General features: G+C 69.0%; 24 protein-coding genes. 9 read left to right on the forward strand and 15 right to left on the reverse strand.

Going from position 1 to position 26,628, the window contains the following annotated elements; all coding sequences use genetic code 11:
- Nucleotides 1-68 precede the first annotated feature (68 nt).
- Nucleotides 69-2,144, forward strand: coding sequence for a prolyl oligopeptidase family serine peptidase (locus IFT54_RS07040; protein ID WP_197984612.1), 2,076 nt, complete (start codon nucleotides 69-71; stop codon nucleotides 2,142-2,144).
- Nucleotides 2,145-2,297: 153 nt separating this feature from the next.
- On the opposite strand, the gene IFT54_RS07045 is transcribed toward IFT54_RS07040, so the two are convergent.
- The 3 genes from IFT54_RS07045 to IFT54_RS07055 all read right to left on the reverse strand — a co-directional run bounded on the left by IFT54_RS07045 (nucleotide 2,298) and on the right by IFT54_RS07055 (nucleotide 5,605).
- Nucleotides 2,298-2,852: a glycine zipper 2TM domain-containing protein gene (locus IFT54_RS07045; protein ID WP_192070048.1), complete on the reverse strand. Its 555-nt coding sequence runs from the start codon at nucleotides 2,850-2,852 to the stop codon at nucleotides 2,298-2,300.
- Between the two features lie 69 nt (nucleotides 2,853-2,921).
- Entirely contained in the window at nucleotides 2,922-3,212 is a 291-nt protein-coding gene (locus tag IFT54_RS07050) for a hypothetical protein (RefSeq protein ID WP_107045143.1), read from the reverse strand.
- Nucleotides 3,213-3,322: 110 nt separating this feature from the next.
- Nucleotides 3,323-5,605 carry an ATP-dependent helicase gene (locus IFT54_RS07055; RefSeq protein ID WP_056680943.1) on the reverse strand — a complete coding sequence of 761 codons (2,283 nt, stop codon included), beginning with the start codon at nucleotides 5,603-5,605 and terminating at the stop codon, nucleotides 3,323-3,325.
- A 110-nt stretch (nucleotides 5,606-5,715) separates the two neighbouring features.
- Between IFT54_RS07055 and IFT54_RS07060 the strand changes: the two genes are divergently transcribed.
- From IFT54_RS07060 to IFT54_RS07075, 4 genes are all read left to right on the forward strand, one after another.
- Nucleotides 5,716-6,111, forward strand: a complete 396-nt coding sequence (locus IFT54_RS07060; RefSeq protein WP_192070049.1) for a GFA family protein — start codon at nucleotides 5,716-5,718, stop codon at nucleotides 6,109-6,111.
- A gap of 224 nt (nucleotides 6,112-6,335) precedes the next feature.
- On the forward strand, nucleotides 6,336-6,662 hold the full coding sequence (locus IFT54_RS07065) for a UrcA family protein (protein ID WP_031396464.1): 327 nt from the start codon (nucleotides 6,336-6,338) through the stop codon (nucleotides 6,660-6,662).
- Nucleotides 6,663-6,892: 230 nt separating this feature from the next.
- Nucleotides 6,893-8,539, forward strand: coding sequence for an inorganic phosphate transporter (locus tag IFT54_RS07070; protein ID WP_192070050.1), 1,647 nt, complete (start codon nucleotides 6,893-6,895; stop codon nucleotides 8,537-8,539).
- A gap of 49 nt (nucleotides 8,540-8,588) precedes the next feature.
- Complete coding sequence (locus tag IFT54_RS07075) at nucleotides 8,589-9,848, forward strand: MFS transporter (protein ID WP_192070051.1); 1,260 nt, start codon at nucleotides 8,589-8,591, stop codon at nucleotides 9,846-9,848.
- Between the two features lie 35 nt (nucleotides 9,849-9,883).
- Here the strand turns inward: IFT54_RS07075 and rsmD are convergent, their stop codons facing one another.
- Nucleotides 9,884-10,420, reverse strand: a complete 537-nt coding sequence (rsmD, locus tag IFT54_RS07080; RefSeq protein WP_037530705.1) for a 16S rRNA (guanine(966)-N(2))-methyltransferase RsmD — start codon at nucleotides 10,418-10,420, stop codon at nucleotides 9,884-9,886.
- Entirely contained in the window at nucleotides 10,420-12,009 is a 1,590-nt protein-coding gene (locus tag IFT54_RS20440) for a pseudouridine synthase (RefSeq protein WP_244648640.1), read from the reverse strand. The genes rsmD and IFT54_RS20440 overlap by 1 nt, the downstream gene beginning before the upstream one ends.
- A gap of 119 nt (nucleotides 12,010-12,128) precedes the next feature.
- Between IFT54_RS20440 and IFT54_RS07090 the strand changes: the two genes are divergently transcribed.
- Together IFT54_RS07090 and IFT54_RS07095 are read left to right on the forward strand one after the other, a co-directional pair.
- Nucleotides 12,129-12,560 carry a response regulator gene (locus IFT54_RS07090; protein ID WP_192070165.1) on the forward strand — a complete coding sequence of 144 codons (432 nt, stop codon included), beginning with the start codon at nucleotides 12,129-12,131 and terminating at the stop codon, nucleotides 12,558-12,560.
- 89 nt (nucleotides 12,561-12,649) lie between these two features.
- Nucleotides 12,650-13,981, forward strand: coding sequence for an AmpG family muropeptide MFS transporter (locus tag IFT54_RS07095; protein ID WP_192070052.1), 1,332 nt, complete (start codon nucleotides 12,650-12,652; stop codon nucleotides 13,979-13,981).
- Between the two features lie 6 nt (nucleotides 13,982-13,987).
- On the opposite strand, the gene IFT54_RS07100 is transcribed toward IFT54_RS07095, so the two are convergent.
- The 10 genes from IFT54_RS07100 to IFT54_RS07145 all read right to left on the reverse strand — a co-directional run bounded on the left by IFT54_RS07100 (nucleotide 13,988) and on the right by IFT54_RS07145 (nucleotide 24,047).
- Entirely contained in the window at nucleotides 13,988-14,440 is a 453-nt protein-coding gene (locus tag IFT54_RS07100; RefSeq protein WP_056680526.1) for a DUF6628 family protein, read from the reverse strand.
- Between the two features lie 68 nt (nucleotides 14,441-14,508).
- Entirely contained in the window at nucleotides 14,509-15,828 is a 1,320-nt protein-coding gene (locus tag IFT54_RS07105) for a bifunctional folylpolyglutamate synthase/dihydrofolate synthase (RefSeq protein ID WP_192070053.1), read from the reverse strand.
- A gap of 116 nt (nucleotides 15,829-15,944) precedes the next feature.
- Nucleotides 15,945-16,796, reverse strand: a complete 852-nt coding sequence (gene accD / locus IFT54_RS07110) for an acetyl-CoA carboxylase, carboxyltransferase subunit beta (protein ID WP_031395022.1) — start codon at nucleotides 16,794-16,796, stop codon at nucleotides 15,945-15,947.
- Complete coding sequence (gene trpA, locus IFT54_RS07115) at nucleotides 16,793-17,620, reverse strand: tryptophan synthase subunit alpha (RefSeq protein ID WP_166747687.1); 828 nt, start codon at nucleotides 17,618-17,620, stop codon at nucleotides 16,793-16,795. The genes accD and trpA overlap by 4 nt, the downstream gene beginning before the upstream one ends.
- On the reverse strand, nucleotides 17,617-18,855 hold the full coding sequence (gene trpB / locus IFT54_RS07120) for a tryptophan synthase subunit beta (RefSeq protein WP_192070054.1): 1,239 nt from the start codon (nucleotides 18,853-18,855) through the stop codon (nucleotides 17,617-17,619). The genes trpA and trpB overlap by 4 nt, the downstream gene beginning before the upstream one ends.
- 159 nt (nucleotides 18,856-19,014) lie before the next feature.
- Nucleotides 19,015-19,650, reverse strand: coding sequence for a phosphoribosylanthranilate isomerase (locus tag IFT54_RS07125; RefSeq protein WP_192070055.1), 636 nt, complete (start codon nucleotides 19,648-19,650; stop codon nucleotides 19,015-19,017).
- A 196-nt stretch (nucleotides 19,651-19,846) separates the two neighbouring features.
- Nucleotides 19,847-20,521 (reverse strand): orotidine-5'-phosphate decarboxylase, encoded by a 675-nt coding sequence (pyrF, locus tag IFT54_RS07130; protein WP_192070166.1) that lies wholly within the window; start codon nucleotides 20,519-20,521, stop codon nucleotides 19,847-19,849.
- The gene (locus IFT54_RS07135; RefSeq protein WP_042467388.1) at nucleotides 20,521-20,901 is read right to left on the reverse strand and encodes a LapA family protein; all 381 of its coding nucleotides are present in this window, start codon (nucleotides 20,899-20,901) and stop codon (nucleotides 20,521-20,523) included. Before IFT54_RS07135 ends, pyrF begins: the two co-directional genes overlap by 1 nt.
- Nucleotides 20,902-21,011: 110 nt before the next feature.
- Nucleotides 21,012-23,300, reverse strand: a complete 2,289-nt coding sequence (locus IFT54_RS07140) for a patatin-like protein (protein ID WP_192070056.1) — start codon at nucleotides 23,298-23,300, stop codon at nucleotides 21,012-21,014.
- A gap of 51 nt (nucleotides 23,301-23,351) precedes the next feature.
- Nucleotides 23,352-24,047, reverse strand: coding sequence for an endonuclease/exonuclease/phosphatase family protein (locus IFT54_RS07145; protein WP_183935352.1), 696 nt, complete (start codon nucleotides 24,045-24,047; stop codon nucleotides 23,352-23,354).
- A 381-nt stretch (nucleotides 24,048-24,428) separates the two neighbouring features.
- On the opposite strand from IFT54_RS07145, the gene IFT54_RS07150 reads away from it, so the two are divergent.
- Both IFT54_RS07150 and IFT54_RS07155 read left to right on the forward strand, forming a co-directional pair.
- Entirely contained in the window at nucleotides 24,429-26,039 is a 1,611-nt protein-coding gene (locus IFT54_RS07150) for a flavin monoamine oxidase family protein (protein ID WP_274604132.1), read from the forward strand.
- A gap of 2 nt (nucleotides 26,040-26,041) precedes the next feature.
- Nucleotides 26,042-26,608 (forward strand): GNAT family N-acetyltransferase, encoded by a 567-nt coding sequence (locus IFT54_RS07155; RefSeq protein WP_192070057.1) that lies wholly within the window; start codon nucleotides 26,042-26,044, stop codon nucleotides 26,606-26,608.
- Nucleotides 26,609-26,628: the final 20 nt, after the last annotated feature.

Consider the following 26,628-nt stretch of genomic DNA (forward strand, 5'->3'; position numbering starts at 1 on the left):
TTGCGGCAACGATATTGACGGGCGGCGCCGGCCTTGCGGCGGGCGGTGCGCTCGCCCAAGTCGCACCGATGACGAACACAAAGCCTGCCCCGACCCCAACCCCGACCCCGGCCGCGGACACCGCCGCCGACCCCTATATCTGGCTCGAGGACAAGGATGGCGCCAAGCCGCTCGCCTGGGTCGAGGCGGAGAATGCCAAGACGCTTCCCCGGTTGCAGAACGATCCGCGCTACAAGAGCTTCTATGCCGAGGCGCTGGCGATCGCGGCGGCGAAGGACCGGATCCCGATGCCCGACCAGCGCTTCGGCCGGATCTACAATTTCTGGCGCGATGCCGAGCATCCGCAGGGCATCTGGCGGTGGACGAGCGAGGCGGGCTACGCGCAGGCCAATCCCGCCTGGACGACCGCGCTCGACCTCGATGCGCTGAGCAAGGCCGAGGGCAAGAAATGGGTGTGGAAGGGCGCGACCTGCCTTCAGCCCGACGAGCGGCTGTGCCTCGTCTCGCTGTCCGAGGGCGGCGAGGATGCGGTGTCGTACCGCGAATTCGATCTGCAGACCGGGCAGTTCGTCGCGAACGGCTTTGCGCTGTCGACGTCGAAGCAGGGCGCGAGCTGGGTCGACAAGGACACGCTGCTGGTCGCGCGCGACTGGGGTGCGGGGTCGATGACCGCGTCGGGCTATCCGTTCGTCGTCAAGGAGGTGAAGCGCGGCCAACCGCTGAGCGCTGCGCGCGAGATCTTCCGCGGCGAGGCGTCGGACCAGCTTGGCACCTATGCCAGCGTGATGACCGACGGGCAGGGCAACCGCGTGACGATGATCCAGCGGCGCCCGACCTTTTTCGGTGGCGAGAAGCATGTCGTCACGCCTGCCGGGCTGGTGAAGCTCGACGTTCCCGACCGCGTCTTTCCCTCGGGCATGGTCGACGGGCAGGTGATCTTCTCGACCAGCGAGGCGTGGGGGCGGATCCCCGCCGGCGCGATCGCCTCGGCGCCGCTCGCCGAGGTGCGCAAGGGCAAGTTCACGCCGACCCTGGTCTTCGCGCCGACCGATCGCCAGTCGGTCGACGGCGTGTCGGTGACGCGCGATCACGTGGTCGCGAGCGTCTATGACAATGTCCGCGGCCGGGCGATGGTGTTCACGCACGGCAAGGGGGGCTGGACGTCGCGCGCGGTCGCGCTGCCCGACAATGCCTCGGTCGATGTGGCGAGCACGACCGATCGCAGCAACGCGCTGTTCGTGCAGGTGACGGGGTTCCTCGCGCCGACGACCTTGTGGACGCTCGATGCCGGGCCTGGCGGCGTGCCCAAGCAGATCAAGGCGCTGCCGGCGAAGTTCGATGCGTCGCGCGACGTCGTCGAGCAGTTCGAGGCGGTCTCGACCGACGGAACGAAGATCCCCTATTTCATCGTCCACCGGAAGGACGTGCCGCTCGACGGCACGACGCCGACGATCATGACCGCCTATGGCGGGTTCGAATCGTCGATGACGCCCTATTATTCGGGGGTGATGGGCAAGCTGTGGCTCGAGCGCGGGGGCAGCTTCGTGCTCGCCAATATCCGCGGCGGCGGCGAATTCGGGCCGAAATGGCATGATGCGGGGCGCAAGACCAAGCGGCAGATCATCTATGACGATTTCGCCGCGGTCGGGCAGGACCTGATCGCGCGCAAGCTGACCAGCCCGGCGACGCTCGGCATCTATGGCGGGTCGAATGGCGGGCTGCTGATGGGGGTCGAGTTCAACCAGCATCCCGAATTGTGGAAGGCGGTAACGATCCAGGTGCCGCTGCTCGACATGATTCGCTACGAACAGATCGCCGCGGGCGCGTCCTGGGTCGACGAATATGGGTCGGTGAAGATCCCCGCGGAAAAGGCGTTTCTCGAAACGATCTCGCCCTATCAGAACATCAAGCGCGGCGGGGCCTATCCCGAGCCCTATATCTGGACGACGACCAAGGACGACCGGGTCGGGCCGCAGCATGCGCGCAAGTTCGCCGCGCGGCTGAAGGAATATGGCCTGCCGTATCTGTTCTACGAGGATACCGCGGGCGGGCATTCGGGGGATGCGGACATCGAGCAGGGGGCGCGGATGCAGGCGCTGCAGATGACCTATTTCGCGCAGAAGCTGATGGGGCCGGCGAAGTAGGGGACCCGTCATCCTGGACTCGATCCAAGATCCAGAGCCGGACGCGGTGTCGCTGGTGGCTCTGGGTCCTGACTTTCGTCAGGATGACGGGAGTTCGGGGGCGGGGGCGCGAACGGCGACCGGGCGTGGTGGACGCCCGTTCGCCGCACGCGCTCAGCGGCAGCGGATCTGGCTGTTGTTCTGCTCGACCGCGCGGCCGGCGAGGCCACCCGCGGCCGCGCCCAGCAGCGAGCCGACGATCCGCGAGCGGCCGCCGTCGATCACGTTGCCGAGGATGCCGCCACCGGCTGCGCCGATGATCAGCCCGGTCGTGCCGTCGTTGCGCTTGCAGTAATAGCGGCCGTCCTGCCCCGCATAGACGCGGTCGTTGGCGGACAGGGTGCGCTCCTGATAATTCGGGCCGACGCGATAGTCGCGAGCCGGGTCGTAATTGCCCTCGTCGCGCTCGTCGGGATAGCCGCCCTCATACCGGTCGGGCGCCTGGCGATAGACGCCCTGCGGTGCCGGCGGAACATAGCTGCCGCCACGATTGCCGCGCAGCGACTGGTAGCGATCGAATTCCTCGCGGAAGATCTGCAACTCGCTGTCGAGGCGCGCCTGGGCGGCGGCAAAGCGGGCGTTGTCGGCACTGGTCTGCGCGACGGCGGGGGCGGCGGCGGACAGGCAGGTCGCGGCGATCATCGTCGCGAGGCCGAGAGAACGCTTCATGATCGAAATCCTTTCACGGTGAGGTGTCCCGGTAACGGGTGGCGACATCGCGCCGCCACCCGGCTTTCGTCAACGACAGATCTGAACGCGACGATGATTGCGCCATTCGGTGCGGCAGCGGCGATTGTTGTTCCAGTTGCGGCGGTCATTGTCGCGGCCACGGAAGCGGCGGCCGTCGTGGCGGCCACGATGGTCGTTGCGGCGATAGTCGCGACGATCGGCACGGTGGTCGCCGCGGTGATCGTTGTCGCGATACTGCTGGCTATGGCCCCGATCGCGCTGGGCTTCGGCGGGCGCGGCCACGCCGAGTCCGAGCGTGGCGAAGGCGAGCCCGGCGGCGATGAGATTCGTAAACTTCATGAGGTGTCCTCTTGCCCGAGATCGGGCTGGAAGGACGATACGATCCTGGTTCGGCATCGTTCCTGAACGGGGTTGTCGGCTTGCGTACAGGTTGGTGACGACCGGTCGTCCTACGGCGCGATCGTCACGAAGCTGTCCATGACGCGCTTGCGGCCGGCCTGTTCGAAGTCGATCTCGAGCTTGTTGCCCTCGATCTCCGCGATCGCGCCATAGCCGAATTTCTGGTGGAACACGCGCTGGCCGAGCGACAGGTCGTCGCGGCCCTTGTTGCCGAGGCTGATCGCGCTGGACCGGCTTTCGACGACGCGGGCCGGTTTGGTCGAGAAGCCGCCGCCGGGCGTGGCCGCGCGCTGCCAGCCGGGGCCGCGGCCGGTGCCGCGTGCGACGTCGGCGAACGGATCGGCGCGGTCGGACCAGTTCGCCTGCCACAGGCTCGCGCCGCCCGACATCGTCGTCTCGGTGTCGGTATGCTCGTCGGGCAGTTCGGCGACGAAGCGCGACGGGATCGACGAATTCCACTGGCCGTAGATGCGGCGGTTGGCGGCGTGGAGGATGACGGCGAGCCGCCGCGCGCGCGTGATCGCGACATAGGCGAGGCGGCGTTCCTCCTCGAGGCTCTTGACGCCGCCCTCGTCGAGCGAGCGTTGCGACGGGAACAGTCCTTCCTCCCAGCCGACGCAGAAGACGGTGTCGTATTCGAGGCCCTTGGCGGCGTGGATCGTCATGATCGTGACCTGCGGATCCTGCGCGCCGCCCTCATTGTCCATCACCAGCGAGACGTGTTCGAGGAACGCGCCGAGCGAGTCATATTCCTCCATCGCGCGGACGAGTTCGCTCAGATTCTCGAGCCGGCCGGTCGCCTCGACCGATTTCTCGGCCTGGTACATCGCGGTATAACCGCTCTCGTCGAGCAATTGGCGGGCGAGTTCGGCGTGGGGCAGGCTGGTCGCCATGTCGCGCCACCGGGCGATGTCGCCGACGAGGCGGCCGAGCGACTTCTTGGCGGCCCCGGTCAGCTCGTCGGTGTCGAGGATGCGCGCGGCGGCGGTGGTCAGCGGGGTGCCGGTGGCGCGCGCGAGCTGGTGGATGCGCGCGACCGCCTTGTCGCCCAGGCCGCGCTTGGGGACGTTGACGATGCGTTCGAAGGCGAGATCGTCCGCGGGCTGGTTGACGACGCGGAGATAGGCGAGCGCGTCGCGGATCTCGGCGCGTTCGTAGAAGCGGAATCCGCCGACGATCTTGTACGGCATGCCGATCGCGATGAAGCGATCCTCGAACTCGCGCGTCTGGTGCTGCGCGCGAACGAGGATCGCGACCTCGTCGAGGCTCTTGCCCGTGCGACGGACGCTTTCGATTTCCTCGCCGACGCGGCGCGCTTCCTCGGGGCCGTCCCAGACGCCGATGACCTTGACCTTCTCACCGACGTCGAGCTCGGTCCAGAGCTGCTTGCCGAGGCGTCCGCCATTGTTGGCGATCACGCCCGAGGCGGCGCCGAGGATATGCGGCGTGCTGCGGTAATTCTGTTCGAGGCGGATGACCTTCGCGCCGGGGAAATCGCGCTCGAACTTCAGGATGTTCTCGACCTGCGCGCCGCGCCACGAATAGATCGACTGGTCGTCGTCGCCGACACAGGCGATGTTCTTGCGCTCCTGCGCGAGCAGCCGCAGCCAGAGATATTGAGACGAGTTGGTGTCCTGATACTCGTCGACCATGATGTATTTGAAGCGCTGCTGATACTGGGCGAGCACGTCGCGGTGAGTCTTCAGGATGACGAGCATGTGAAGCAGCAGGTCGCCGAAGTCGCAGGCGTTGAGCGCGCGCAGCCGGGTCTGATATTGCTCGTACAGTTCGCCGCCGCGACCATTGGCGTAGCGCTCGCTCTCGCCCGCATCGATATCGGCGGGGACGAGGCCCTTGTTCTTCCACTGGTCGATCAGCCCGGCGAGGCTGCGCGTCGGGAAACGCTTCTCGTCGATATCGGCGGCGAGGATGAGCTGTTTGAGCAACCGCAGCTGGTCGTCGGTGTCGAGGATCGTGAAATTGGACTGCAGCCCGACCAGCTCGGCGTGGCGGCGCAGCATCTTGGCGGCGATCGCGTGAAAGGTGCCGAGCCACGGCATCCCCTCGACCGCGTCGCCGACGAGGCGCCCGACGCGCTCGCGCATCTCGCGTGCGGCCTTGTTGGTGAAGGTGACCGAGAGAATCTCCGACGGCCACGCCTTCTTGGTGAAGATCAGATGCGCGAGTCGCGCGGTCAGCGCCGCGGTCTTGCCGGTGCCCGCGCCGGCGATGATCAGGACGGGGCCGTCGGTGGTCAGCACCGCCTCGCGCTGGGGATCGTTGAGGCCGCGGAGATAGGGCGGCTGGCGGTTTGCGTCGGACGGATGGGCGATCTGGTTCACCGGTGAACAGGTAGGGAACGGGGCGCGATCGGGCAAGCGGCTAAGGCTTGCACGACTCAGCGATGTGTGGAACAAACCGAGAATATAAACAGGAGGCGTGCATGTTGTCGGGACGATGCCACTGCGGAGCGATCCACTATGTCGCGACGGGCGAGGCGGCGCATCACGCGCTGTGCCACTGTGAGGATTGCCGCCGCAGCGCAGGCGCGCCGATGGTCGGCTGGATCGCGTTCAGGACCGAGCAGGTGACGATCTCGGGCGATCCGGTGACCTATGCGTCGTCCGAGCACGGGCGGCGGCTGTTCTGCGGGACGTGCGGGACGGGCCTGTTCTACACCAACCCGGTCGCGCTGCCGGGGATCATCGACATCCAGTCGTGCACGCTCGACGATCCCGAGTCGGTCGCACCGGGCGCGCAAATCCAGGTCGCGGAGCGGCTGGCGTGGATGGCGGACCTGGCGAGCCTGCCCGAATTCGCGCGCTATCCGGGGATGTGAGCGCGCGTTCGGTCGCCACCCAGGTGCGGGGTGATCGAAATCGCGGGGCGACCGACGAACCGTCGCCAAACCGTCGCGGGCGCGTAACGATCCGGGCGTAGGGCGTGCGCAGCGACGAGGGTCTTCGTCGGAGAGGCCGCGCATAGACGGTCCTCCCGACGGTCAGCCATAGTCGCGCGCAGGCGGTGTGCCTGCGGACCGCAGGACCAGCAAAGGACGTCATCATGAAGATCCTCCACAGCGTCGCTTCGGCGGCGATCGCTTCCGCGTGCCTTTTTGCGACCGGCGCTGCCGCCGATCCGGTGCGCGACCCCGTCACGATCCGTGTCTCGCATGCCGGCCTAGACCTGGCCAGCGACGCCGGCCGGCGCGTGCTCGCGCGTCGCGTGCAGTCGGCGGTCAACCGGACCTGCGCCCCGCGGACCGGCGGGCTGAATGCCTTTGCCGAGTCGCGTCGGTGCCGCGCGGAAATGATGCAGGACGCCACGGTGCAGACCGCCGCGTTGCTGACGCGCAACGGAACGCAGCTGGCAAGCCTCGCGGGGCGGTGACGGGGTAGCGTCTTCGCGCTTGATCCGATGCGCGATCGAGGGAGGACCGCTTTGTCAAAGGCGCGGCGGTCCTCCCCCGCCGTCAGGCTGTGCCTGCCCCCCCCTGGCGGGGGAGGATCATGGGCGGTTGCGCGCTGCGCGGGGTTCGTCACTGTGTCATTCTGGTATCGCCGCGCGGCGATGCATCGCGTTGTCATAAAGTTGTAATCGTTAGGGCCGACTGCGCGATCATGGCTACTTCCCCATTAACGGTCGACGCGATCGACCGCGCACCGCGCAGCGGACCGCGGCTCGATCATGATCTGCATCCGGCCGGGCGCTGGATCTTTCTGGCAATATTGCTGGGGGGGCTGGCCTATGCGGGGTTCAGCATCGCCACCGATACCGCGCAGGTTGGCGAGACGCTTGCGGTCGGTGCGTTTGCGTTCCTCGGGCTCGCGCTGCTGATCGCGCTCGGGTTCGAATTCGTCAACGGCTTCCACGACACCGCCAATGCGGTCGCGACGGTCATCTACACGCATTCGATGCCCGCGCCGCTCGCGGTCGTCTGGTCGGGATTCTTCAACTTCGTCGGCGTGATGACGTCGTCGGGCGCGGTCGCCTATTCAATCATCACGCTGCTGCCGGTCGACCTGATCCTCAACGTCGGCAGCGCGGGCGGGTTCGCGATGATCTTCGCACTGCTGCTCGCGGCGATCCTGTGGAACCTCGCGACCTGGGCGGTCGGGCTGCCCAATTCGTCGAGCCACGCGCTGATCGGCTCGATCCTCGGCGTCGGGCTCGCCAACCAGCTGATCAACGGCGGCGCGGACGGCACGTCGGGCGTCGACATGGCGCAGGTGACCAAGGTGCTCTCCGCGCTCGCGTTCAGCCCGGTGGTCGGCTTTGTCGGCGCGCTGCTGATGCTCTTGGTGATGAAGCGCTTCCTGCGCGATCGCAAGCTGTACGAGGCGCCCGAGAGCGATACGCCGCCGCCCCGCGGCATCCGTGCGCTGCTGATCGGCACCTGCACCGCGGTCAGCTTCGCGCATGGCAGCAATGACGGGCAGAAGGGGATGGGGCTGATCATGCTCATCCTGATCGGCTGCGCGCCGACCGCCTATGCGCTGAACCGGACGATGCCCGAAAGCGCGACGCCGGCGTTCGTCCAGAGTGCCCGCGCGGCGTCGTCGGCCTTTGCTGCACATGCCGACGGCACGCCTTCGACGGTCGAGGCCGCCCGCGCGCGCGTCACCACCGCGCTGAAATCCAAGCAGGTCGCCGAGCCCGTCGTCTATGGCGCGCTCGCCACGCTGTCGAACGACGTCACCCGCCGGATCGAGGGCTATGGCTCGCTCGGCAAGGTGCCCGCGGCGGCGACGTCGAACCTGCGCAACGACATGTACCTCGTGCTCGACACGACCAAGCTGGTCGCGGCGGACAAGACCGCGCAGGCGCGCTTTACTGCGCAGGAGATCACGGAGCTTAAAACCTATGGCGGCGGGCTGGAGCAGGGGACGCGCTACATCCCGATCTGGGTGAAGGTCACGGTCGCGCTCGCGCTCGGGCTCGGCACGATGGTCGGGTGGAAGCGGATCGTCGTCACCGTCGGCGAACGGATCGGCAAGTCGCATCTGACCTATGGCATGGGCGCGTCGGCGGAGCTGGTCGCGGCGGCGACGATCCTGATGGCGGACCGGTTCGGCCTGCCCGTGTCGACGACGCATATCCTGTCGTCGGGCGTCGCGGGCGCGAGCGTCGCCAATGGCGGCGGGCTGCAGCGGCGGACGCTGGTGAACATGGGGCTGGCGTGGATCATGACGCTGCCGGTCGCGATGCTGTTGTCGGGCGGGCTGTACTGGATGCTGCTCGGGGTGGCGCACGCCTTGGGGCGCTAAAGCCGAGCGCGCGATTGACGGGGCGGCGGCGGGCGGCGATGCACGCGGCATGAGCACGCTTAGGTCCAGCCGCCGCATCCTCGCCGCCAGCCTGGTCGGCACCGCGGTCGAATTCTACGACTTCTACATCTACGCGACCGCCGCGGCGCTCGTGTTCGGGCCGCTGTTCTTCGCGGGCCAGTCGGCGTCGGCGCAGCTGCTGCTGAGCTATGCGACGTTCGGGCTGGCGTTCGTTGCGCGGCCGGTGGGCGCGGTGCTGTTCGGGCATTTCGGCGACCGGGTCGGGCGCAAGTCGACCCTGGTCGCGTCGCTGCTGCTGATGGGCGGATCGACCGTCGCGATCGCGTTCCTGCCGACCTATGCGCAGGTCGGCTGGTGGGCGCCGGCCCTGCTCTGCCTGATGCGGCTGGGGCAGGGGCTGGGGCTGGGCGGCGAATGGGGTGGCGCCGCGCTGCTCGCGGTCGAGAATGCGCCGCCGCACCGGCGCAACACGTTCGGGATGTTCCCGCCGCTCGGCGCGCCGGTCGGGTTTCTCGCGGCCAACGGACTGTTCCTGATCATCGGGCTGGTCCTCGACGAGGCGCAGTTCCTCGCCTGGGGATGGCGGATCCCGTTCCTGGTCAGCGCGGTGCTGGTCGGGCTGGGGCTGTGGGTGCGGCTGAAGCTGACCGAGACGCCCGCGTTTCTGGAAGCGGAGCAGACCGAGGCGATCCCGCGCGTGCCGATCGCCGAGCTGCTGACGCGGCATCTGCGCGCGACGCTGGCGGGGACGTTCGGGGTGATCGCGTGTTTCGCGCTCTTCTATCTCGCGACCGCATTCGCGCTCGGCTACGGCACCAAGACGCTCGGCTATTCGCGCGAGGCGTTCCTTGGCGTCGAGCTGGTCGCGATCTGGTTCCTGGCGGCGGGGGTGATCCTCGCGAGCGTGCTGGCGGATCGCTATACGGCGGCGCGGATGCTCGGCATCGGGTTTGCCGGCTGCGTCGTCGTCGGCGCGCTGATGGGGCCGATGCTGGGGTCGGGATCGCTGGTCACGGTGTCGCTCTGGCTGTCGGGCGCGCTGTTCGTGATGGGGTTCGCCTATGGCCCGCTCGGCGGGTGGCTGCCGAGCCTGTTTCCGACGGGCGTGCGCTACACCGGCGTGTCGATGACGTTCAACCTTGGCGGCGTGCTCGGCGGCGCGCTCGCGCCGATCGTGGCGGAGGCGCTGGCGCCGCGCGGGCTCGGGCTGGTCGGGGTGTATCTGATGGCCGCGGGGGTGCTGAGCCTTGGCGGGCTGCTGATCGTCGGGCGCCGCGCCGCCGCCTAGGACGGGGTCTCCCGCTTGCGCGGGAGACCGTTACGTCAGGCGGGGCGCAGCAGCGTCAGCCGCGCCTTGCCGTGGACGCGCGTGGCGTCGACCTCGAAGCCCGGCAGCTGGACGACCTCCGCCTTCGCGGTCTCGAGGCTGATCCACGTCGCCGGGCTGGTCCAGCCGAGCCGGGCGAGCTTGTCGAGCGCGACGAGGCCTGCCCCGGTGTCATAGGGCGGATCCATCAGGATGATGTCGAGGGGCGCGGGCGCGGGGCCCATCGCCATCACCGAGGTCGCGCGGACGTCGCCGCGAATGCCGAGCTTGGCGAGATTGGCCTTCAGCGCATCGAGCGCGGGCTTGTCCTGCTCAACGAACAGGCACGACCCGGCACCGCGCGACAAGGCCTCGATCCCGAGCGCGCCCGAGCCTGCGAAGAGATCGGCGACCGCGAGGCCTTCGAAACTGCCGACCCGGCTGGTCAGCATCGAGAACAGCGCCTCGCGCATGCGATCGGCGGTCGGGCGGGTCGCGTCACCCTTGGGCGCGACGATCTGGCGACCGCGATACTGGCCTGCGATGATCCGCATCAGCGTTTACCTCCGCGTGGTGCGCGGGGCGGGTGACCGCGCCCCCCTGATGGTCCCTTGCCGGGTGCGGGCGGACGGCTGCCGCGTTCGGGGCGCGGTGCGGCGTCGCGCGGCGGGCGGGGATCCGCGCCTGGGCGACCCGCGGCACTGCGCGCGGCACGCTTGTCGAGACCGGTCCGCGCGCGGGAGTCGTCCGTCTGAGGGCGGAAGCCGCGTTGCTGGTCCTGGCGCTGGTCCTGGCGCTGGGGCGAGTCGGGACGGCGCGGGGCCGTCGTGCCCCCGCTGCCCCCGCCGCCGACGCGGGTCGGGGCGGCGCGGTCGCGGGGCGGCTTGGCGGCGCGGAAATGCTTGATCTTGGGGCTGGTGCTCAGCTCCTCGCCGCGGTCCGCGCGCTCCTGGCGATAGGTCGGACGACCGGTGCCGGCGCCGGTCGGCTGGGCGTGATGCGTTGCGGCCGCACGATTGCCGCCGCGCGCATCGGGCTTGGCCCAGGGATCGGTGACGTCGCCGCGGACCATCGCCGCGGTCGGGCGGATCCGTTCGGGCCGGGCCGGGCGGGCCGGCCGTGCGGCGCGATCGACCGGTGGTGCGCCGCTCGAGAAGCCGGAGCTTGCCGGCGCCGCATAGGGGCTGCGCGCGGGCTGGCGCGGTGCCGCGGTCGCGGGCCGGGCCGAGGGGGCGGGGCGGGGCGCATTGGCGCCGCGCTGAGGCGACTTGGCGCCGATCCCCGCACCCGCGCCGGCACTGGCGCTGATGCCGATGTTCGGACGCGCCCCGGGGCCCTCGGGCTTGCCGCGCGCGAGCTCCTTCTGGAAGGCGACGACGTCGTGCTGGAGCACTTCGCCGATCTGGCCGGGGGCGAGGTCGCCGAGCACGAACGGGCCGTAGCGGGTGCGGATCAGGCGCGAGACCTGGAGACCCAGATGTTCGAGCACGCGGCGGACTTCGCGGTTCTTGCCCTCGGTCAGGATCATCTCGATCCAGACGTTCGCGCCGGTGCGGCGTTCGATATTGGCGTTGATCGAGCCGTAGCGGACGCCCTCGATCTCGATCCCCTCGATCAGCTCCTCGAGCTGCGGCTGGGTGATGTTGCCATAGGCGCGCGCGCGATAGGCGCGCTCGACGCCGGTCGCGGGGAGTTCGAGCTGGCGCTTGAGACCACCGTCGGTGGTCATCAGCAACAGCCCCTCGGTGTTGAGATCGAGCCGGCCGACGGGAACGAGTCGCGGCAGTTCGCGCGGCAGGCGGTCGTAGATCGTCGTCCGGCCAGCAGGGTCACGCTCGGTGACGAGCAGCCCGGTCGGCTTGTGGTAGAGGAACAGCCGTGCCGCGCTGGGCGCCTCGACCGGATCGCCGTCGACGGTGACGCCGGAAAGGTTGCGCAGGATCGTCGCCGGCGTGTCGAGCGTGGTGCCGTTGAGCGCGACGCGTCCCTCGGCGATCATCCGTTCGATGTCGCGGCGCGATGCGACGCCCGCGCGGGCGAGCAGTTTGGCGATGCGATCGCCCTTGATGGGGGCTGCAGGAGCTGTTGCGGGCGCGTCGTTCGACGGGCTGGCAGTCGGGTTATCGTCTTTTGAAGTCGTCATGGCGCGGCTGATACTATGGATCGGGGTGCAGCGCGAAAATATTTGCGTCCCTTCGTGGTGCGGTGCGTTATGTCGCATGGGCGTAACGACCATTCGTTGCGCGAAGGGGCGTGATGTCGATGCTGTTCGCAAAGAAGAAGCGGCTGATCATCCGCTTGCTGGTTGTTGAGGACGAACCGCTGGTCGCGTTCGACACCGAATATTTCCTGACCGAATCGAAATTCACCGTGGTCGCGACGGTCGACCGGGTCAGCGATGCATTGGCGGTGATCGAAAGCGAGTCTGCGATCGACCTCATCCTTGCCGATGTCAGCCTGAGCGACGGATCGGGGCTCGACGTCGCGCGGGCTGCGCTGGAGCGGGGTGTGCCGGTGCTGTTCGTTACGGGCAACTGCCCGGTCGAGGCGACGACGCTGGCCGCGGGCTGTCTGTCCAAGCCCTATTCGCAGCGCGACCTGCTCGCCGCGATCGCGGCGATCGAGGCACGGATGGCGGGGAGCGAGCCCAAGAAGCTGCCCTCGGGCCTGCGACTGTTCAGCGCGCCCGGCTGACGGCGCGCGCGGCGGCCTGATCGGCTGACGGGTAGCGCATCCGCAAATTGCCGCTAGGGTCCCGCCCAAGTGAGTGGGAGCGTAGGGCGATGGACGAGATGGCAGCCAAGAGCTGGGGTGACGGCGTGCGGCCCTATTTCGAGCGAGCGCCGCTGGCGGCACTGGCATTGGGGATCTCGTCGGGCTTTCCCTATGCGATGATCGGCGCGACGCTGACGACGCGCCTCGCGGCAAGCGGCATCGACAAGAAGACGGTGACCGCGTTCAGCCTCGCCTTCCTCGTCTATAACCTCAAATTCCTCTGGGCCTGGATGGTCGACGGCGTGCGGTTGCCCGTAATTGGCCGGCTGGGGCAGCGGGTATCGTGGTTGATCCTGACCGCCGCGCTGGTTGTTGCGGCGCTGGTCAATCTCGCGCTGGTCGATCCGGCGGCGAGCATCGCGCAGACCGCCACCGCCGCGATCCTGGTCGGCGCAGCCGGAGCGACGTTCGACATCGTGATCGATGCGTTCCGGATCGAGATCCTCGAGCCGCGGCAGCTCGGCGTCGGGTCCGGCATGAGCCAATATGGCTGGCGGATCGGCTCCGCAGGGGCGGGTGCGCTGGCGCTGGTCGTTGCTGAGCGGGCCGGGTGGAGCGCCGCCTATCTCGCCTGCGCCATGTTCGCACTGCCTGCGGTCATTGCCGGGCTAGTGCTCGGCGAGCCGCAGCGCCGTCGTCCGACGATCGAACGCCGCGGCCTTGCCGAGGGGCTTCGGGCGATCTGGGGGCCTTTCGTCCAGTTCTTTTCGCGGGAGGGCGCGTTCGTCGTCCTCGCCTTCATCCTGATCTTCAAGGTCGGCGACACGCTGGCGAACCTGACGTTGCGACTGTTGTTCGACGATCTGGGCTTCACCGGCGACGAGATCGCCTTCTATGACGTCGGCATCGGCTTCATCGCCTATCTCGTCGGGATCCTGATCGGTGGTATCCTCTATGCGCGGATGGGCATGAAGCGGTCCGTCCTGCTGTCGCTGGTGCTGATGGGGGTATCGAACCTGTCGTTCGCGGCGCTGGCGGCATCGGGCCATTCCAATCTCGGCATGGCGGCCGCGATCGGTTTCGAGAATGCCGCAAGCGGCTTTGGCGGAGTCGTGGTCATCGCCTATTTCTCCGCGCTGTGCGACCTGCGCTTCACCGCTGCCCAGTTCGCGCTGATTTCGGCGGCCGCCAGCATCGTCGGCCGGATCGTCACGGGCACGACGGCGGGCGCGCTGATCGAGGCGATCGGCTATGTCGACTTCTATCTGCTGACGACGGCGCTCGCCCTCCCGGGCGTGGCGCTGTTCTGGTGGATGTGCCGTTCGGGCATGATCGATCGCTCGATCGGCAGCGCCGGCGTCGAGGGGGAAGGCGACGCCCGCGCGGGCGAGCCGGTCTAGCCCGGCTCAACCCGTAACCGGGCGCCCCTCGTCCGCGAAGGCGGCGGCGACTGCGGCGGCGCTGGTGAGGACGCCGTCGACGCGGCGGACGCCGAGCAGGTCGGTCATCAGCAGCCGCGCGGTGTCGGGCGCGGTCTCGACCCGCGCGAGGATCGACAGCAATGCCGCCTCCGCGGGCGTCATCCGCGCGCAGCAGCAGGGCGCGATCGCGATCGTCCCCGCCGCGCTGCCCGCGAGATCGGCCATCAGCGCGCGCATCAGGATCAGCGGCCGGCGAAACCCCTGTCCGAACGCGGTGAACAGCGTGTGCGCGGCGCGCGCGTCGCCAAGCCCGTTCGCACCCATCCGGCGCATCGCGAACAGCGCGATCCGCGCATTCTCGCAGGGCGGCAGCGGATGCGGCAGCACCGTCGTCATGCTGGCGAGCGTCGTGCCGGCAAAGCGGTTGGCATCGGTCATATACGCGACTCCGTGGTTACAAGACCAAGGTCGCTTGTTCGTTATTGATAGTCAATAGCAATAAGGTATCAGTGCGGCAGCTCGTCGTTGCCCGCGAGCACTTCGCCCGCGAGGTAGAGCGAACCGGCGATCAGCACGAACTGCGGCGTGTCACCCTGCGCGGCGATGCGGTCGAGCGCCTCGGCGGGGGTCGCGGCGGTCTCTGCGCCGCACCCGGCGCGTCGGGCGATCGCCGCCAGCGCGTCGGGAGCGTGATGCGCATGACCCGGGACGGGAAGCGCGATGACGTGGCCGACCTGCGGGCCGAGAATGTCGAGCACCGCGTCGGCATCCTTGTTCGCGAGCATGCCGAGTACGAGCGTCGCGGGACGGCCTGCCGCCAGCGTCCGCAGCACGCGCGCGACCGGCTGTGCGGCATTGGGATTATGCGCGCCGTCGAGCCACAGGTCGCTGCCCGCGGGCAACCGTGCGTGGAGCGGGCCGTCGGACAGCCGCTGCATCCGCGCGGGCCAGTGCGCGGCGTCCGCGGCGGCGCGCATCGCGGCGTCGGGAAGCGTGAGCGCGGATTGATGCCGCAGCATCGCGATCGCGAGCGCGAGGTTGCGCGACTGGTGCAGGCCGACCAGCCGCGGGCGGTTGGTGACGAGCGTGCCGTCCGCATCGGTGTAGCGCATCGTCGTGCGCGTCGTCTCGCTCGTCCAGGCGGTGCCGCGCGCGAGGACGGGAGCGCCCGCCGCCTCGGCGATTCCGGCGATCCGGGTGCGAAGCGGGCGGGCATAATCCATCGTCACCAGCGGCACGCCGCGCTTGGCGATGCCCGCCTTCTCGCCCGCGATCGCCAGCAGCGTGTCGCCGAGAAACGCCTGATGGTCGATCCCGAGCGCGGCGATGCCGGTAACGACGGGGTTCGGGATGACGTTGGTCGCATCGAGCCGGCCGCCCAGCCCGACCTCGACGATCGTCGCCGCGGCGGGCGTGCGCGCGAAGGCGAGGAAGGCGGCGGCGGTGGTGACCTCGAAGAAGCTCGCCTGCAGGTCCGCGGCGTGGTCGAGCACCTCGGACAGCAGCGCGGCGAGCGCATCGTCGTCGATCAGCCGGCCGGCGAGGCGGATGCGTTCGTTGAAGCGGACGAGGTGCGGGCTCGAATAGACATGGACGTCGAGCCCCGCCGCCTCGATCGCGGCGCGCAAAAACGCGCAGGTCGATCCCTTGCCGTTGGTCCCGGCGACATGGAACACCGGCGGCAGCGACCGATGCGGATCGCCGAGCCGCGACAGCAACGCGGTGATGCGCTCGAGGCCGAGGATGTCGGCGCCGGGGGACAGCGCGGTCAGCCAGTCGAGCTGCGCCTGGACGGCGGGGGAGGAGGAGGTGGCGTGGTCGGGCATTCTTCTAACTCCCTCTCCCCTCGGGGAGAGGGCTTGGGGTGAGGGGCTGTTCCGGGCGCAGCAGTGCTGGGCTGCCCCTCACCCCGACCCTCTCCCCCGAGGGGAGAGGGGGTAGGTTACGCCGCTTCGCGGGCGCTCAGATAACCGATGACGGTGCCGAGCTGTTCGCGCAGGTCTTTCCGGTGGACGACCATGTCGATCATCCCGTGTTCGAGATAATATTCCGACGTCTGGAAATCCTCGGGCAGCTTCTCGCGGATCGTGCTCTCGATCACGCGGCGGCCGGTGAAGGCGAGCGTCGCCTTGGGTTCGGCGATCTGGACGTCGCCGAGCATCGCATAGGCCGCCATCACGCCGCCCGACGTCGGGTCGGTCAGCACGACGATATAGGGCAGGCCGGCGTCGTGGAGCATCTGGATCGCGACGGTGCTGCGCGGCATCTGCATCAGGCTGAGGATACCCTCCTGCATGCGTGCGCCGCCGCTGGCGGTGAAGATCACATAGGGCACGCGATCCTCGATCGCTGCCTCGACGCCGCGGACGAACGCTTCGCCGACCGCGAGGCCCATCGATCCGCCCATGAAGCCGAAATCCTGCACGCCGACGACGACGCGGTGGCCGTCGATCGCGCCGCGGGCATTGACCAGCGCGTCACGCTCGCTGTTGTCGGTCCGCGCGGCCTTGAGGCGATCGGTATAGCGCTTCTGGTCGCGGAACTTGAGCGGATCCTCGGGCACCGGCGGCGCGGGCAGCTCGCTGCAGCTGCCTTCGTCGAACAGCTGTGCGAAACGGATCTTCGGCCCGATGCGGTCGTGATGGTCGCATTTCGGGCAGACGTGGAGATTTTCCTCCAGCTCCTTGGTGAAGACCATCTGCCCGCAGCCCTTGCACTTGTGCCAGAGGTTTTCGGGCGTCTCGCGCTTGGCGACGAACGGCAGGACGTTGCGGACGCTGTTGAGCCAGCTCATGCCCCGATCTCCATGCGAATTTCCTTTCTGGCGGACGCGACGGCATCGGCGAGAGACGTGATATAGGCGCGGACGGGCTCCGCCGCAGCGGTGCCGTGCTGGGCGACCAGCTCGACGATCGCCGAGCCGACCACGACGCCATCGGCGACGCGCGCGACGTTCGCCGCCTGTTCGGGGGTGCGGATGCCGAAGCCGACCGCGACCGGGATGTCGGTCTGCGCCTTCAGCCGCGCGACCGCGTCCTCGATCGAGGATTGCTGCGCCTGTTGCAGCCCGGTGATGCCCGCGACCGAGACGTAATAGAGAAACCCGCTCGCGCCATCGAGCACGGTCGGCAGCCGGGCCGCGTCGGTGGTCGGGGTGGCGAGGCGGATCAGGTCGATCCCGGCGGCGCGCAGCTGCGGCCCGAGCGCATCATCCTCCTCGGGTGGCACATCGACGCAGATCACGCCGTCGACGCCCGCAGCCGCCGCGGCCTGCGCGAACCAGTCGGCGCCGCGCCGCAGCATCGGGTTGCCGTATCCCATCAGCACCAGCGGCGTCTCGGGATGGCGGGCACGGAAGGCGGTGGCGATCGCAAGGATGTCCGCAGTGCGCGTCCCCTGCGCGAGGCTGCGGATATTGGCAGCCTGGATCGCGGGGCCATCGGCCATCGGGTCGGTGAACGGCATGCCGAGCTCGATCGCATCCGCGCCGCCCGCGACGAGCGCGTCGAGGATCGCCGGTGTCGCGGCGGTCGAGGGATCGCCCGCGGTGACGAACGCGACGAGCGCGGCGCGGTTCTCGGCCGCGGTGCGCGCGAAGGTGGCGGCGAGGCGGCTCAAATCGCCACCCCGAGCGCTTCGGCGACGGTGAAGATGTCCTTGTCGCCGCGGCCGCACAGATTGGCGAGGATGATCTGGTCCTGCCGCATCGTGCGCGCCCTCTTCGTCACCGTCGCGATCGCGTGGCTTGGTTCGAGCGCGGGGATGATGCCCTCGGTCCGGCAGAGCAGCTGGAACGCGTCGAGCGCCTCCTGATCGGTCGCGCTGTCATAGTCGACGCGGCCGATGTCGCGCAGCCAGGCATGTTCGGGGCCGATGCCGGGATAGTCGAGCCCTGCCGAGATCGAATGCGCCTCGGTGATCTGGCCGTCCTCGTCCTGCAACAGATAGGTCTTGTTGCCGTGGAGCACGCCAGGGAAGCCGCCCGCGAGGCTCGCCGCATGCTGCTTGTCGAGCCCGTGGCCCGCCGCCTCGACGCCGAGCATCGCGACATCGGCATCGTCGAGGAACGGGTGGAACAGCCCGATCGCGTTCGATCCGCCACCGATCGCGGCGACGAGCAGGTCGGGCAGGCGGCCGACGCGGTCGAGCATCTGCGCGCGCGCCTCGGTGCCGATCACCGACTGGAAATCGCGGACCATCTCGGGATAGGGGTGCGGGCCAGCCGCGGTGCCGATGATGTAGAAGGTGTCGTGGACGTTCGCGACCCAGTCGCGCATCCCCTCGTTCATCGCGTCCTTCAGCGTGTGCGCGCCGCTGGTGACGGGGCGGACTTCCGCGCCGAGCAGCTTCATGCGGAACACGTTGGGCGCCTGACGCTCGACGTCCTTGGCGCCCATGTAAATTACGCAGGGCAGGCCGAAGCGCGCGCAGACGGTCGCGGTCGCGACGCCGTGCTGGCCCGCGCCGGTCTCGGCGATGATCCGCGTCTTGCCCATCCGGATCGCGAGCAGGATCTGGCCGATGCAGTTGTTGATCTTGTGCGCGCCGGTGTGGTTCAGCTCGTCGCGCTTGAACCAGATCTGCGCGCCCATGCCTTCGGGAGCGGATTCACGCAGCGCCTCGGTCAGGCGTTCGGCGTAATAGAGCGGGCTCGGGCGGCCGACATAATGTTCGAGCAGGTCGTCGAACTGCGCCTTGAACGCAGGGTCGGCCTTGGCGGCGCGATACGCCTCGTCGAGTTCGAGGACGAGCGGCATCAGCGTCTCGGCGACGTAACGGCCGCCGAAATCGCCGAAATGGCCGCGTTCGTCGGGCTGGGCGCGGTAGGAATTGGGAGCAGGGGTAGCGTTCATGCGGAGCGCTTTAGCATTTCGGAAAACGCTGTCACCCCTAGCGTTTCCGATACGCACCACCCCGGCAAAGGCCGGGGTCCAGTCGGGAAGGTCGTGGTGACGGGCAGGACCCGGCAATGCACCGTCCCCAACTGGGCCCCGGCCTTCGCCGGGGTGGTGCTAGAGCGCAGCGACTGCCTTCAGAAACGCCGCGATCCTGGCGTCGTCCTTCGTGCCGGGTTCGCTCTCCACGCCCGAGGACACGTCGACCAGCTCGGCGCCGGTCCGCCGGATCGCCTCGGCGACATTCGCCGGGTCGAGCCCGCCCGACAGCGCCCAGCGCAACGGATGCCGGAACCCGTCGAGCAGGTCCCAGTCGAAGCGCAGCCCCATCCCGCCGGGCAGCGCGGCCGAATCGGGGGTTTTCGCGTCGTAGAGGATACGATCCGCGACACCGACGAACGCATGCGCGCCGTCGAGATCGCCGCGCGTGCGCACCGCCACGGCGACCCATAGCTCGATCCCGAACCGCGCGCGGATCGCGGCGGCGCGTGCGGGCGTGACCTTGTGGAGCTGCAGCACGTCGAGCGCCGCGGACGCGATCGCCTGTTCGAGCATCTCGTCCTCGGGATCGACGAACACGCCGACCTTGGCGACATGGCCGGGCACGCGCGCGGCGAGTTCGGCGGCCTTGTCGAAGGTCACGTGGCGCGGTGAGGCGGGGAAGAAGACGAAGCCGACATGGCTCGCCCCGTGCCGGATCGCGGCGTCGAGCGTCGCGGGGGTCGAGAGGCCGCAGATCTTGGCGGTAGTCATGGTGTTCCTTCGGTGCCTTTCGGCGGAGGCGGCGTGAACCTGTCCCGCAAACCGTCCGTCATCCTGACGAAAGTCAGGATCCAGAGCCATGGCCGCCAGCGTGCGTTACTCTGGATCCTGACTTTCGTCAGGAAGACGGGGGTAAATCGTCAGGATGACGGGGGTAGAGCATCGAGATGCCGGTGGACGGTGGGAATCAGAGCGTCGCGGCGATCGCGCGGGCGGCGGTGTCGGGGTCTTCGGCCTGGGTGATCGGGCGACCGACCACGAGGATCGAGGCGCCGGCGTCGAGCGCCGCACGCGGGGTGACGACGCGCTTCTGATCGCCGACATGGCCGTCGGGCAGGCGGACACCGGGCACGACGAAGAACCCCTTGGGCCAGATCGCCTTGGCCGCGGCGACTTCGGCGCCCGAGCAGACGATGCCGTCGACCCCGGAGTCGCGCGCCAGTTCGGTCAGCCGTGCGACATGGTCGTGCGCGCTGCCGGTGATCCCGGTGGCGGTGAGATCGGCGGCATCGAGGCTGGTGAGCATCGTCACCGCGATGACCTTGGTCCCGACCGGCGCGGCGGCCTTCGCATCCTCGAGCATCGCGCGACCGCCGCTGGCATGAACGGTCAGGATCGCGGGGGCGAGCCCGCCGAGCGCCTGCACCGCCTTGGCGACGGTATTGGGAATGTCGTGCAGCTTGAGATCGAGGAAGATCGGCAGGTCGAACTCGGCCATCGCATGCACGCCGGGCTGGCCGTGCGCGCAGAAGAATTCGAGGCCGAGCTTGATCCCGCCGACATGGTGGCGGACGCGCCCGGCGATCGCCTTGGCGCGGGCCAGATCGGGGGTGTCGATCGCGACATAGATCGGGCTGCTCATCATGCGACTCCCGGCGGGACCGCGGTCGGCGCGGCGGCGGGCGGGATGGCGGACGCGACGGCCGGTTCCTCAGGGTAGGACGGAGTCGGATAGGACGGGGTAGGGTAGCCCACCGGCGGCACGGCATGCGCGGCACGCAGGTCGAGGATCGTCCGCTCCGCGGTCGCGAGCCGCTGACGCAGGCGCCAGCGCATCGCGAGATTGTAGAGCAAGGTCGGCAGGAACCCGATCAGGAACGTGACCAGCAACAGCATCGGCAGATTCACGTCGGCGATCAGGCCGCCCCAGAGCCGGATCGGCACGGTCGCCCAGTTGGCGATGGTGAAGACTGCGGCGATGAACGCCAGCAGGCACCAGAACAGGATCTTCAGGAACTGCATGACTTATCCCCTTGCATCCGCCCGGGGGTAAAGCCGCCGTCCGCTTTTGGCCAGCCTTGCGCCAACTTAACCCTGTTCCGGACCGGGCCGGCGGTCGCGGACGGTCCGTTTCAGCCGATCTCGCGGCGCAGATCCGCGAACAGGCCGGGGACCGCGGTCAGCCGTTCCTCCTCCTCGTCGAGGATGGCGAGGAACGCGGCGCGCTTGATCGCGGCGACACGGCCGGGCTTCATCCGCACCGACGGGGGCAGCGTCGAGACGGTGATGTCGATCATCCGTTCGGCACCGTGCAGCCGGCCCCAGAGATAGTCGTTCTCGCGGTAAGCGCGGCTGAAGAACGCGCCGAAGCTGTTGAACTGGATCCCTTTCAGCGTCGCCTCCGCGCCGCCCGAGCGAATCGCGATCGCGTCGTCGGGGGCGATCCGGTCGACCTTGATCGGGTCGAATTCGTCGAGCCCCTCACCCTGCAGCAGCGGCAGCGTCGCGGTGTCGAAATAGGGGAAGCCGAGATAGGCGAGCAGCATGGAGCGGCGCACCGGCCGGTCGAGCGCGACGAACGCCTCCGCGAGCCGCACATCGGTCTCGGCATCGCGGCGGTTGAGGTCGAGCGAGGCGGCCAATGCGTCGAGCAGCGGCATCGCGTCGTCGCGCAGCGTGCGGACCTCGCGGCGCAGCGCGGCATGCGCATCGGTCCGCTGGCATTCGAGATAGTCCGACAGCGATGCGTAGATCGCATCGCGGATCGGTGCGAGCGCGACCTCCTCGACCTCGGCCTCGAGCACCGTCAGGCGGCGTGCCATCAGACGCAATCGGCGGATCCGGAAGCCGAGATCGAAGCGTCGCAGGAACGCGATCGTCGCGGGGCTCGCGCCACCGCCATGCGCCGCGCCGATCTCCTCGGCGCCGCTCGCCGTCACGGTAGTCGCGATCGCCACGCGGATCCGGTCCCAGCGCTGCGGCCCGGGTTCGCCGCCGGCGTGGAACAGCAGCGAGGTCAGCGTCTCGACCACGCCTGCGACCTTCAGATGGCCATAGGCAGCATAGCCATAGCCCGCGCTGGCCGCCGCCGCCTTCTGCGCACGCGCGCGCCAGTTGGCGAGCCGCGCCGCGGTCGGGCTGTTGAGGAACAGCGTATGCCCGAACAGCTGCTCGACCTCCGCCTCGACATCGGGGCGGATCGCATCGATGATCGCGCGCATCCGGTCGATCTGCGCCGAACGCGCGGCGATCGCGTCGAGATTGTCGCGGATCGGCTGCTGGCGCGGCAATTCGCTGATCGCGCCGATGATCGTCTGGAAGAAGCCCGGCGTGCCATTCTGTGGCGGGAGGCGGAACTTCATCCCCGGCGACGGATCGATATAGACGAAGCGGCGGTCGATCTGGCGGCGCGCCGGGCGTTCCTTCAGCGCGTCGATCGCGGGGCGGAACGGCGCATTGGCGAGCACCGACCCGTCGATCAGCACGACCTGATCCGCGCCGTTGGTCGCCGACTGGCGGGGCAGGATGCGTTTGAGGAAGGCATCGCGCGACGCCCAGGACGTCTTGCGATCGGCGAGCACGCCGTCGAGCTCGGCGACCATGAACGGCGGGAACGCACCTGGAAAGCTAGACGTCGCGCGTGCGGCAAAGGCGAGTTCGGGGATGCCCGCCAGGCTGTCGGTCGGCGCGCCGTGATCGGAAAAGTCGACGACGACGCGGTGCTCGGTCTCGACCACCTCGGGGGGCGAATTGAGTTTGAGCCGTTCGGGATGGCCGGTGAAATCGGTCACCGTCACGAACAGGTCGAGCGGCTGGCCCGGCGGCAACAGCCGCGGCCCGCGCTCGCTGGCGGCCATCGCGTCGAACGCGTCGAGCAGCAGCCCGGTAAAGGTCGCGCCGCCGAACGGGGGCTCGAACCAGCGCGAGCGGACGAAATGCGACAGCTTGGCCTTCACCTCCTCGCGCGTCGTGTCGTCGAGCGTCTGGACCTTGTCCGCGCTGCGCCCCGCCGCCATCCAGGCGAGCGGCAATGCCCAGGCCTTCGAGAAGCGCGAATGCGGCGCGGCATGGGGATCGATCAGCGCCTCGACATCGGCCGAGCTCAGCCAGAGATCGGTGAGCGGATCGAGGCTCTGCCCGGTCGCGATCGCCTGGGCGAGGAAGATGCCGTTGATCCCACCCGCGCTGGCACCGGCAATGATGTCGGCGAGCACGCGGACCTTGAGCGCGCCCTGCGCCTCGATCTCGTCGAGCAGGTCGCGGTAGACCGCCTGGCTGCCGGTGCCGCGGTCGCCACCGGCATGATGGCCGTGGCTCGCGCGGACGAGATGCCAGATCTCCTTGGTGATGCCGTGCATGTAGACGGCCAGGCTGATCCCGCCATAGCAGACCAGTGCGAGGCGGAGTTCCTTCTCGCGCACCTGCTCAGCCCCCGACCGGGCAATGATGATAGCTGACGGGAACGGTCCGCGTCATGCGGGTTCCAGCGTTGCCCAGATCGGCAAGTGATCCGACGCCTTGCGCGCGGCGGGGCTGCTGTGCACGCCGCAGGTGGCGATGCGCAGGTCGCGCGACGCCATGATCCGGTCGAGCCGGGCGATCGCGCGGCGCGAATGGAAGCTCGCGCCGGTATCGGCAAACGCGAAGTCGCGGCCGAAGTCGCGCAGGCAGCCCGACCCCGCGCTCCATTCGTTGAGATCGCCCATCAGCACGGTGGGATGGCGGGTCGCGCAGGCGTCGACATGCGCGAGCACCGCCGCCGCCTGACGCCGCCGCCACAGCCCCGACAGGTCGAGATGCATGCCGACGACGCGGATCATCCCGCCCGCGGTCCGCACGTCGGCCATCACCGCGCCGCGCGGCTCGAGCGAGGGCAGGTGGATCGCCTCGCTGTCGACGATCACCGCCGACTTGCGCACCAGCACGACATTGCCGTGCCACCCCATGCTGAGCGCACTGAGGCTGACGGGGATCGGCTTCCAGTCGCTATGCTCCTCGAGCAGGTGATAGGGCAGCACGCAGGCGCGTGTGCCGAACCGGCGATCCGCCTCCTGCAGCGCGATGACATCGGCGTCGATCTCGCGTAGCACCTCGACCACGCGTTCGGGGTTCCGGCGGCGGTCGAGACCGATGCCCTTGTGGATATTATAGCTGGCGACCTTGATCATGTGCGCGGGCTTAACGCGGGATGGCGGGTGCGGGTTGCCGCAGGCTCTGCCGATTGCCCTGGCCTGCGCCGTGCATGAGGGACGGATCGGCACCGCGCGGCGGCGGTTCGATGGATTGGAATACCGCAATCTCCTTGCGCGCAACAATAGCACCGGGATGCGCGCGAAACAGGACAAAAACTGCTTGCGCGATCGATTCAATTGGGGTGTCATGCGGACATAACAAAACGCAGGGACGGACGATAACGAGCTGGTGCGGGCAACGCGCCGGTCGCCGGGGGAGTGTGCCGCGGATCCGAGCCAACAGGACGGACGACGCGAAGGTGAGCGACTTTCCAGGGGACGCGCGGTCGAGGCCGCGCAAACGGGGCGGACTCACAGATGATCACGCGGCGATCGATCCTACAGCATATCGGCATGGCGGGCGGCGCGGCCGCGACCTTCGGCGCGATGGAGGCGCTGGGTATCGCGGGCAATGTCGCGGCGGCGGCGCCGATGCCCGACCTGCCCGCCGGCTTTGGCAAGGGGCGGTCGGTGATCGTGCTGGGGGCGGGCATCGCCGGGCTGGTTGCCGCCTATGAACTGCAGCAGGCGGGGTTCGACGTCACCGTGCTCGAGGCGCGCGACCGGGTCGGCGGGCGCAACTGGACGGTGCGCGACGGCGACCGGATCGTGATGGACGGCGAGGCGGACCAGGTCGCGCGCTTCTCCGACGGCGCCTATTTCAATGCGGGGCCGGCGCGGTTGCCGAGCTTCCACCACCGCATCCTCGGCTATTGCGGCAAGCTCGGCGTCCCGCTCGAGGTCGAGATCAATTCGAGCCGCAGCGCCTTCCTGATGGGGCAGAAGGGCGACAAGGTGCGGATGCGCACCGCGATCAACGACACGCGCGGGCATGTTGCCGAACTGCTGATGAAGGCGGTCAACCAGGGCGCGCTCGACCAGAGTCTCAGCGCGGCGGACAAGCAGGCGTTGCTGCCGTTCCTCAAGACGTACGGCGATCTCGACGCGACGGGGCATTTCGCAGGGACGTTGCGATCGGGGTTCCAGGCGTTTCCCGATGCGGGCGTCGGCGTCTTCGCGCGACCGCCCGCGCCGATGCCGCTCGACCGGCTTCTCGCCAACGAACAGCTGCCGGCGATGCTGTTCGAGGACAATGTCTACATGCAGGCGACGATGTTCCAGCCGGTCGGCGGGATGGACCGGATCCCGGCGGGGTTCGAGCGCGCGCTGACCCGCAAGGTGGTGCGCGGCGCCGACGTGACGCGGATCCGCAACCGCCCCGATGGCGTCGAGATCGCCTGGCGCGATACGAAGACGGGCGCCGGCCGGATCGCGCGCGCCGATTTCTCGGTCTGTACGATTCCCTTTCCGGTGCTCGCCAAGGTCGACTGCGACTTCGCCAAGCCCGTCGCGCAGGCGATTGCGGGCGTGGTGTACGACCATTCGAACAAGGTCGCGTTCGATTCGCCGCGCTTCTGGGAACAGGACCAGATCTATGGCGGCATCTCGTTCGTCGGCGGCGAGACGTCGCTGATCTGGTATCCGAGCGCGGGGCTGTTCAGTCCGCGCGGGATGCTGCTGGCCTGCTATACCTCGGGCGAGCGGGCGGAGGGCTTTGCGAAGCTGCCGATCGCCGACCAGGTCGAGCGGGCGCGCGCGGCGGTCGAGCGGCTGCACCCGGGGCATGGCAAGGACCTGGTCAACGGCGTCGCGGTCAACTGGAACAAGATCCCGTACAGCCTGGGGCCGTGGCCGAACTGGTTCGTCGGGATGGCGGGACATCAGGAGGGTGATATCGATACCGAAGGCTATCGTCTGTTGTGCCAGCCCGCGGGCCGCACCGTCTTTGCCAGCGCCGCGCTGAGCCAGACGCCGGGATGGCAGGAAGGCGCGGTCCAGTCCGCGCATCACGCGATCGCCGCGATCGCGGGGCTCCAGCGCGCCGACCTGGGCGCGCGGCCGGACCGGGTGGCGGCGTGGTTGGCATGATAATGAGCGGGACGACGACGGGCGGGGTGACGATCCGGGCGGCACGGCGCGAGGATGTCCCCGCGCTGGAGCAGCTGATCGCGACGTCGGCGGCGACTTTGGGGCAGGGCTTCTACGCGCCCGACGCGCTGGCGAGTGCGATCCGGACGATCTTCGGGGTCGATACCGATCTGGTCGACGACGGCAGCTATCTGGTCGCGGAGATCGACGGCGCGCTGGCGGGGTGCGGGGGGTGGAGCCGCTTCGCCACACTGTTCGGCGGCGACCGCTATGCCGACCGGTCCGCCGCGCTGCTGGTACCGGGGCAGGACGCGGCGCGGATCCGTGCGATGTTCACCGCCCCCGGCTTTGCGCGGCGCGGGGTGGGATCGGCGATCATGGCGGCAAGCGAGGCGGCCGCGCGGAAGGCGGGCTTCGACAAGCTTGCGCTGATGGCGACGCTGTCGGGGGTCCCCTTCTACGAAAGCCACGGCTTCGTCGCGGAGCCCGGAATCACCGTCGACGCGGACGGGATCGCGGTTCCGTTCGTGCCGATGACCAAGGCGCTTCACACGCCCGACGCGTGCTGACGCGCGGGACCACCGAATTT

Source organism: Sphingomonas sp. CFBP 13714, assembly GCF_014842205.1.
In the GTDB taxonomy this organism is placed as follows: Bacteria; Pseudomonadota; Alphaproteobacteria; order Sphingomonadales; family Sphingomonadaceae; genus Sphingomonas; species Sphingomonas aerolata.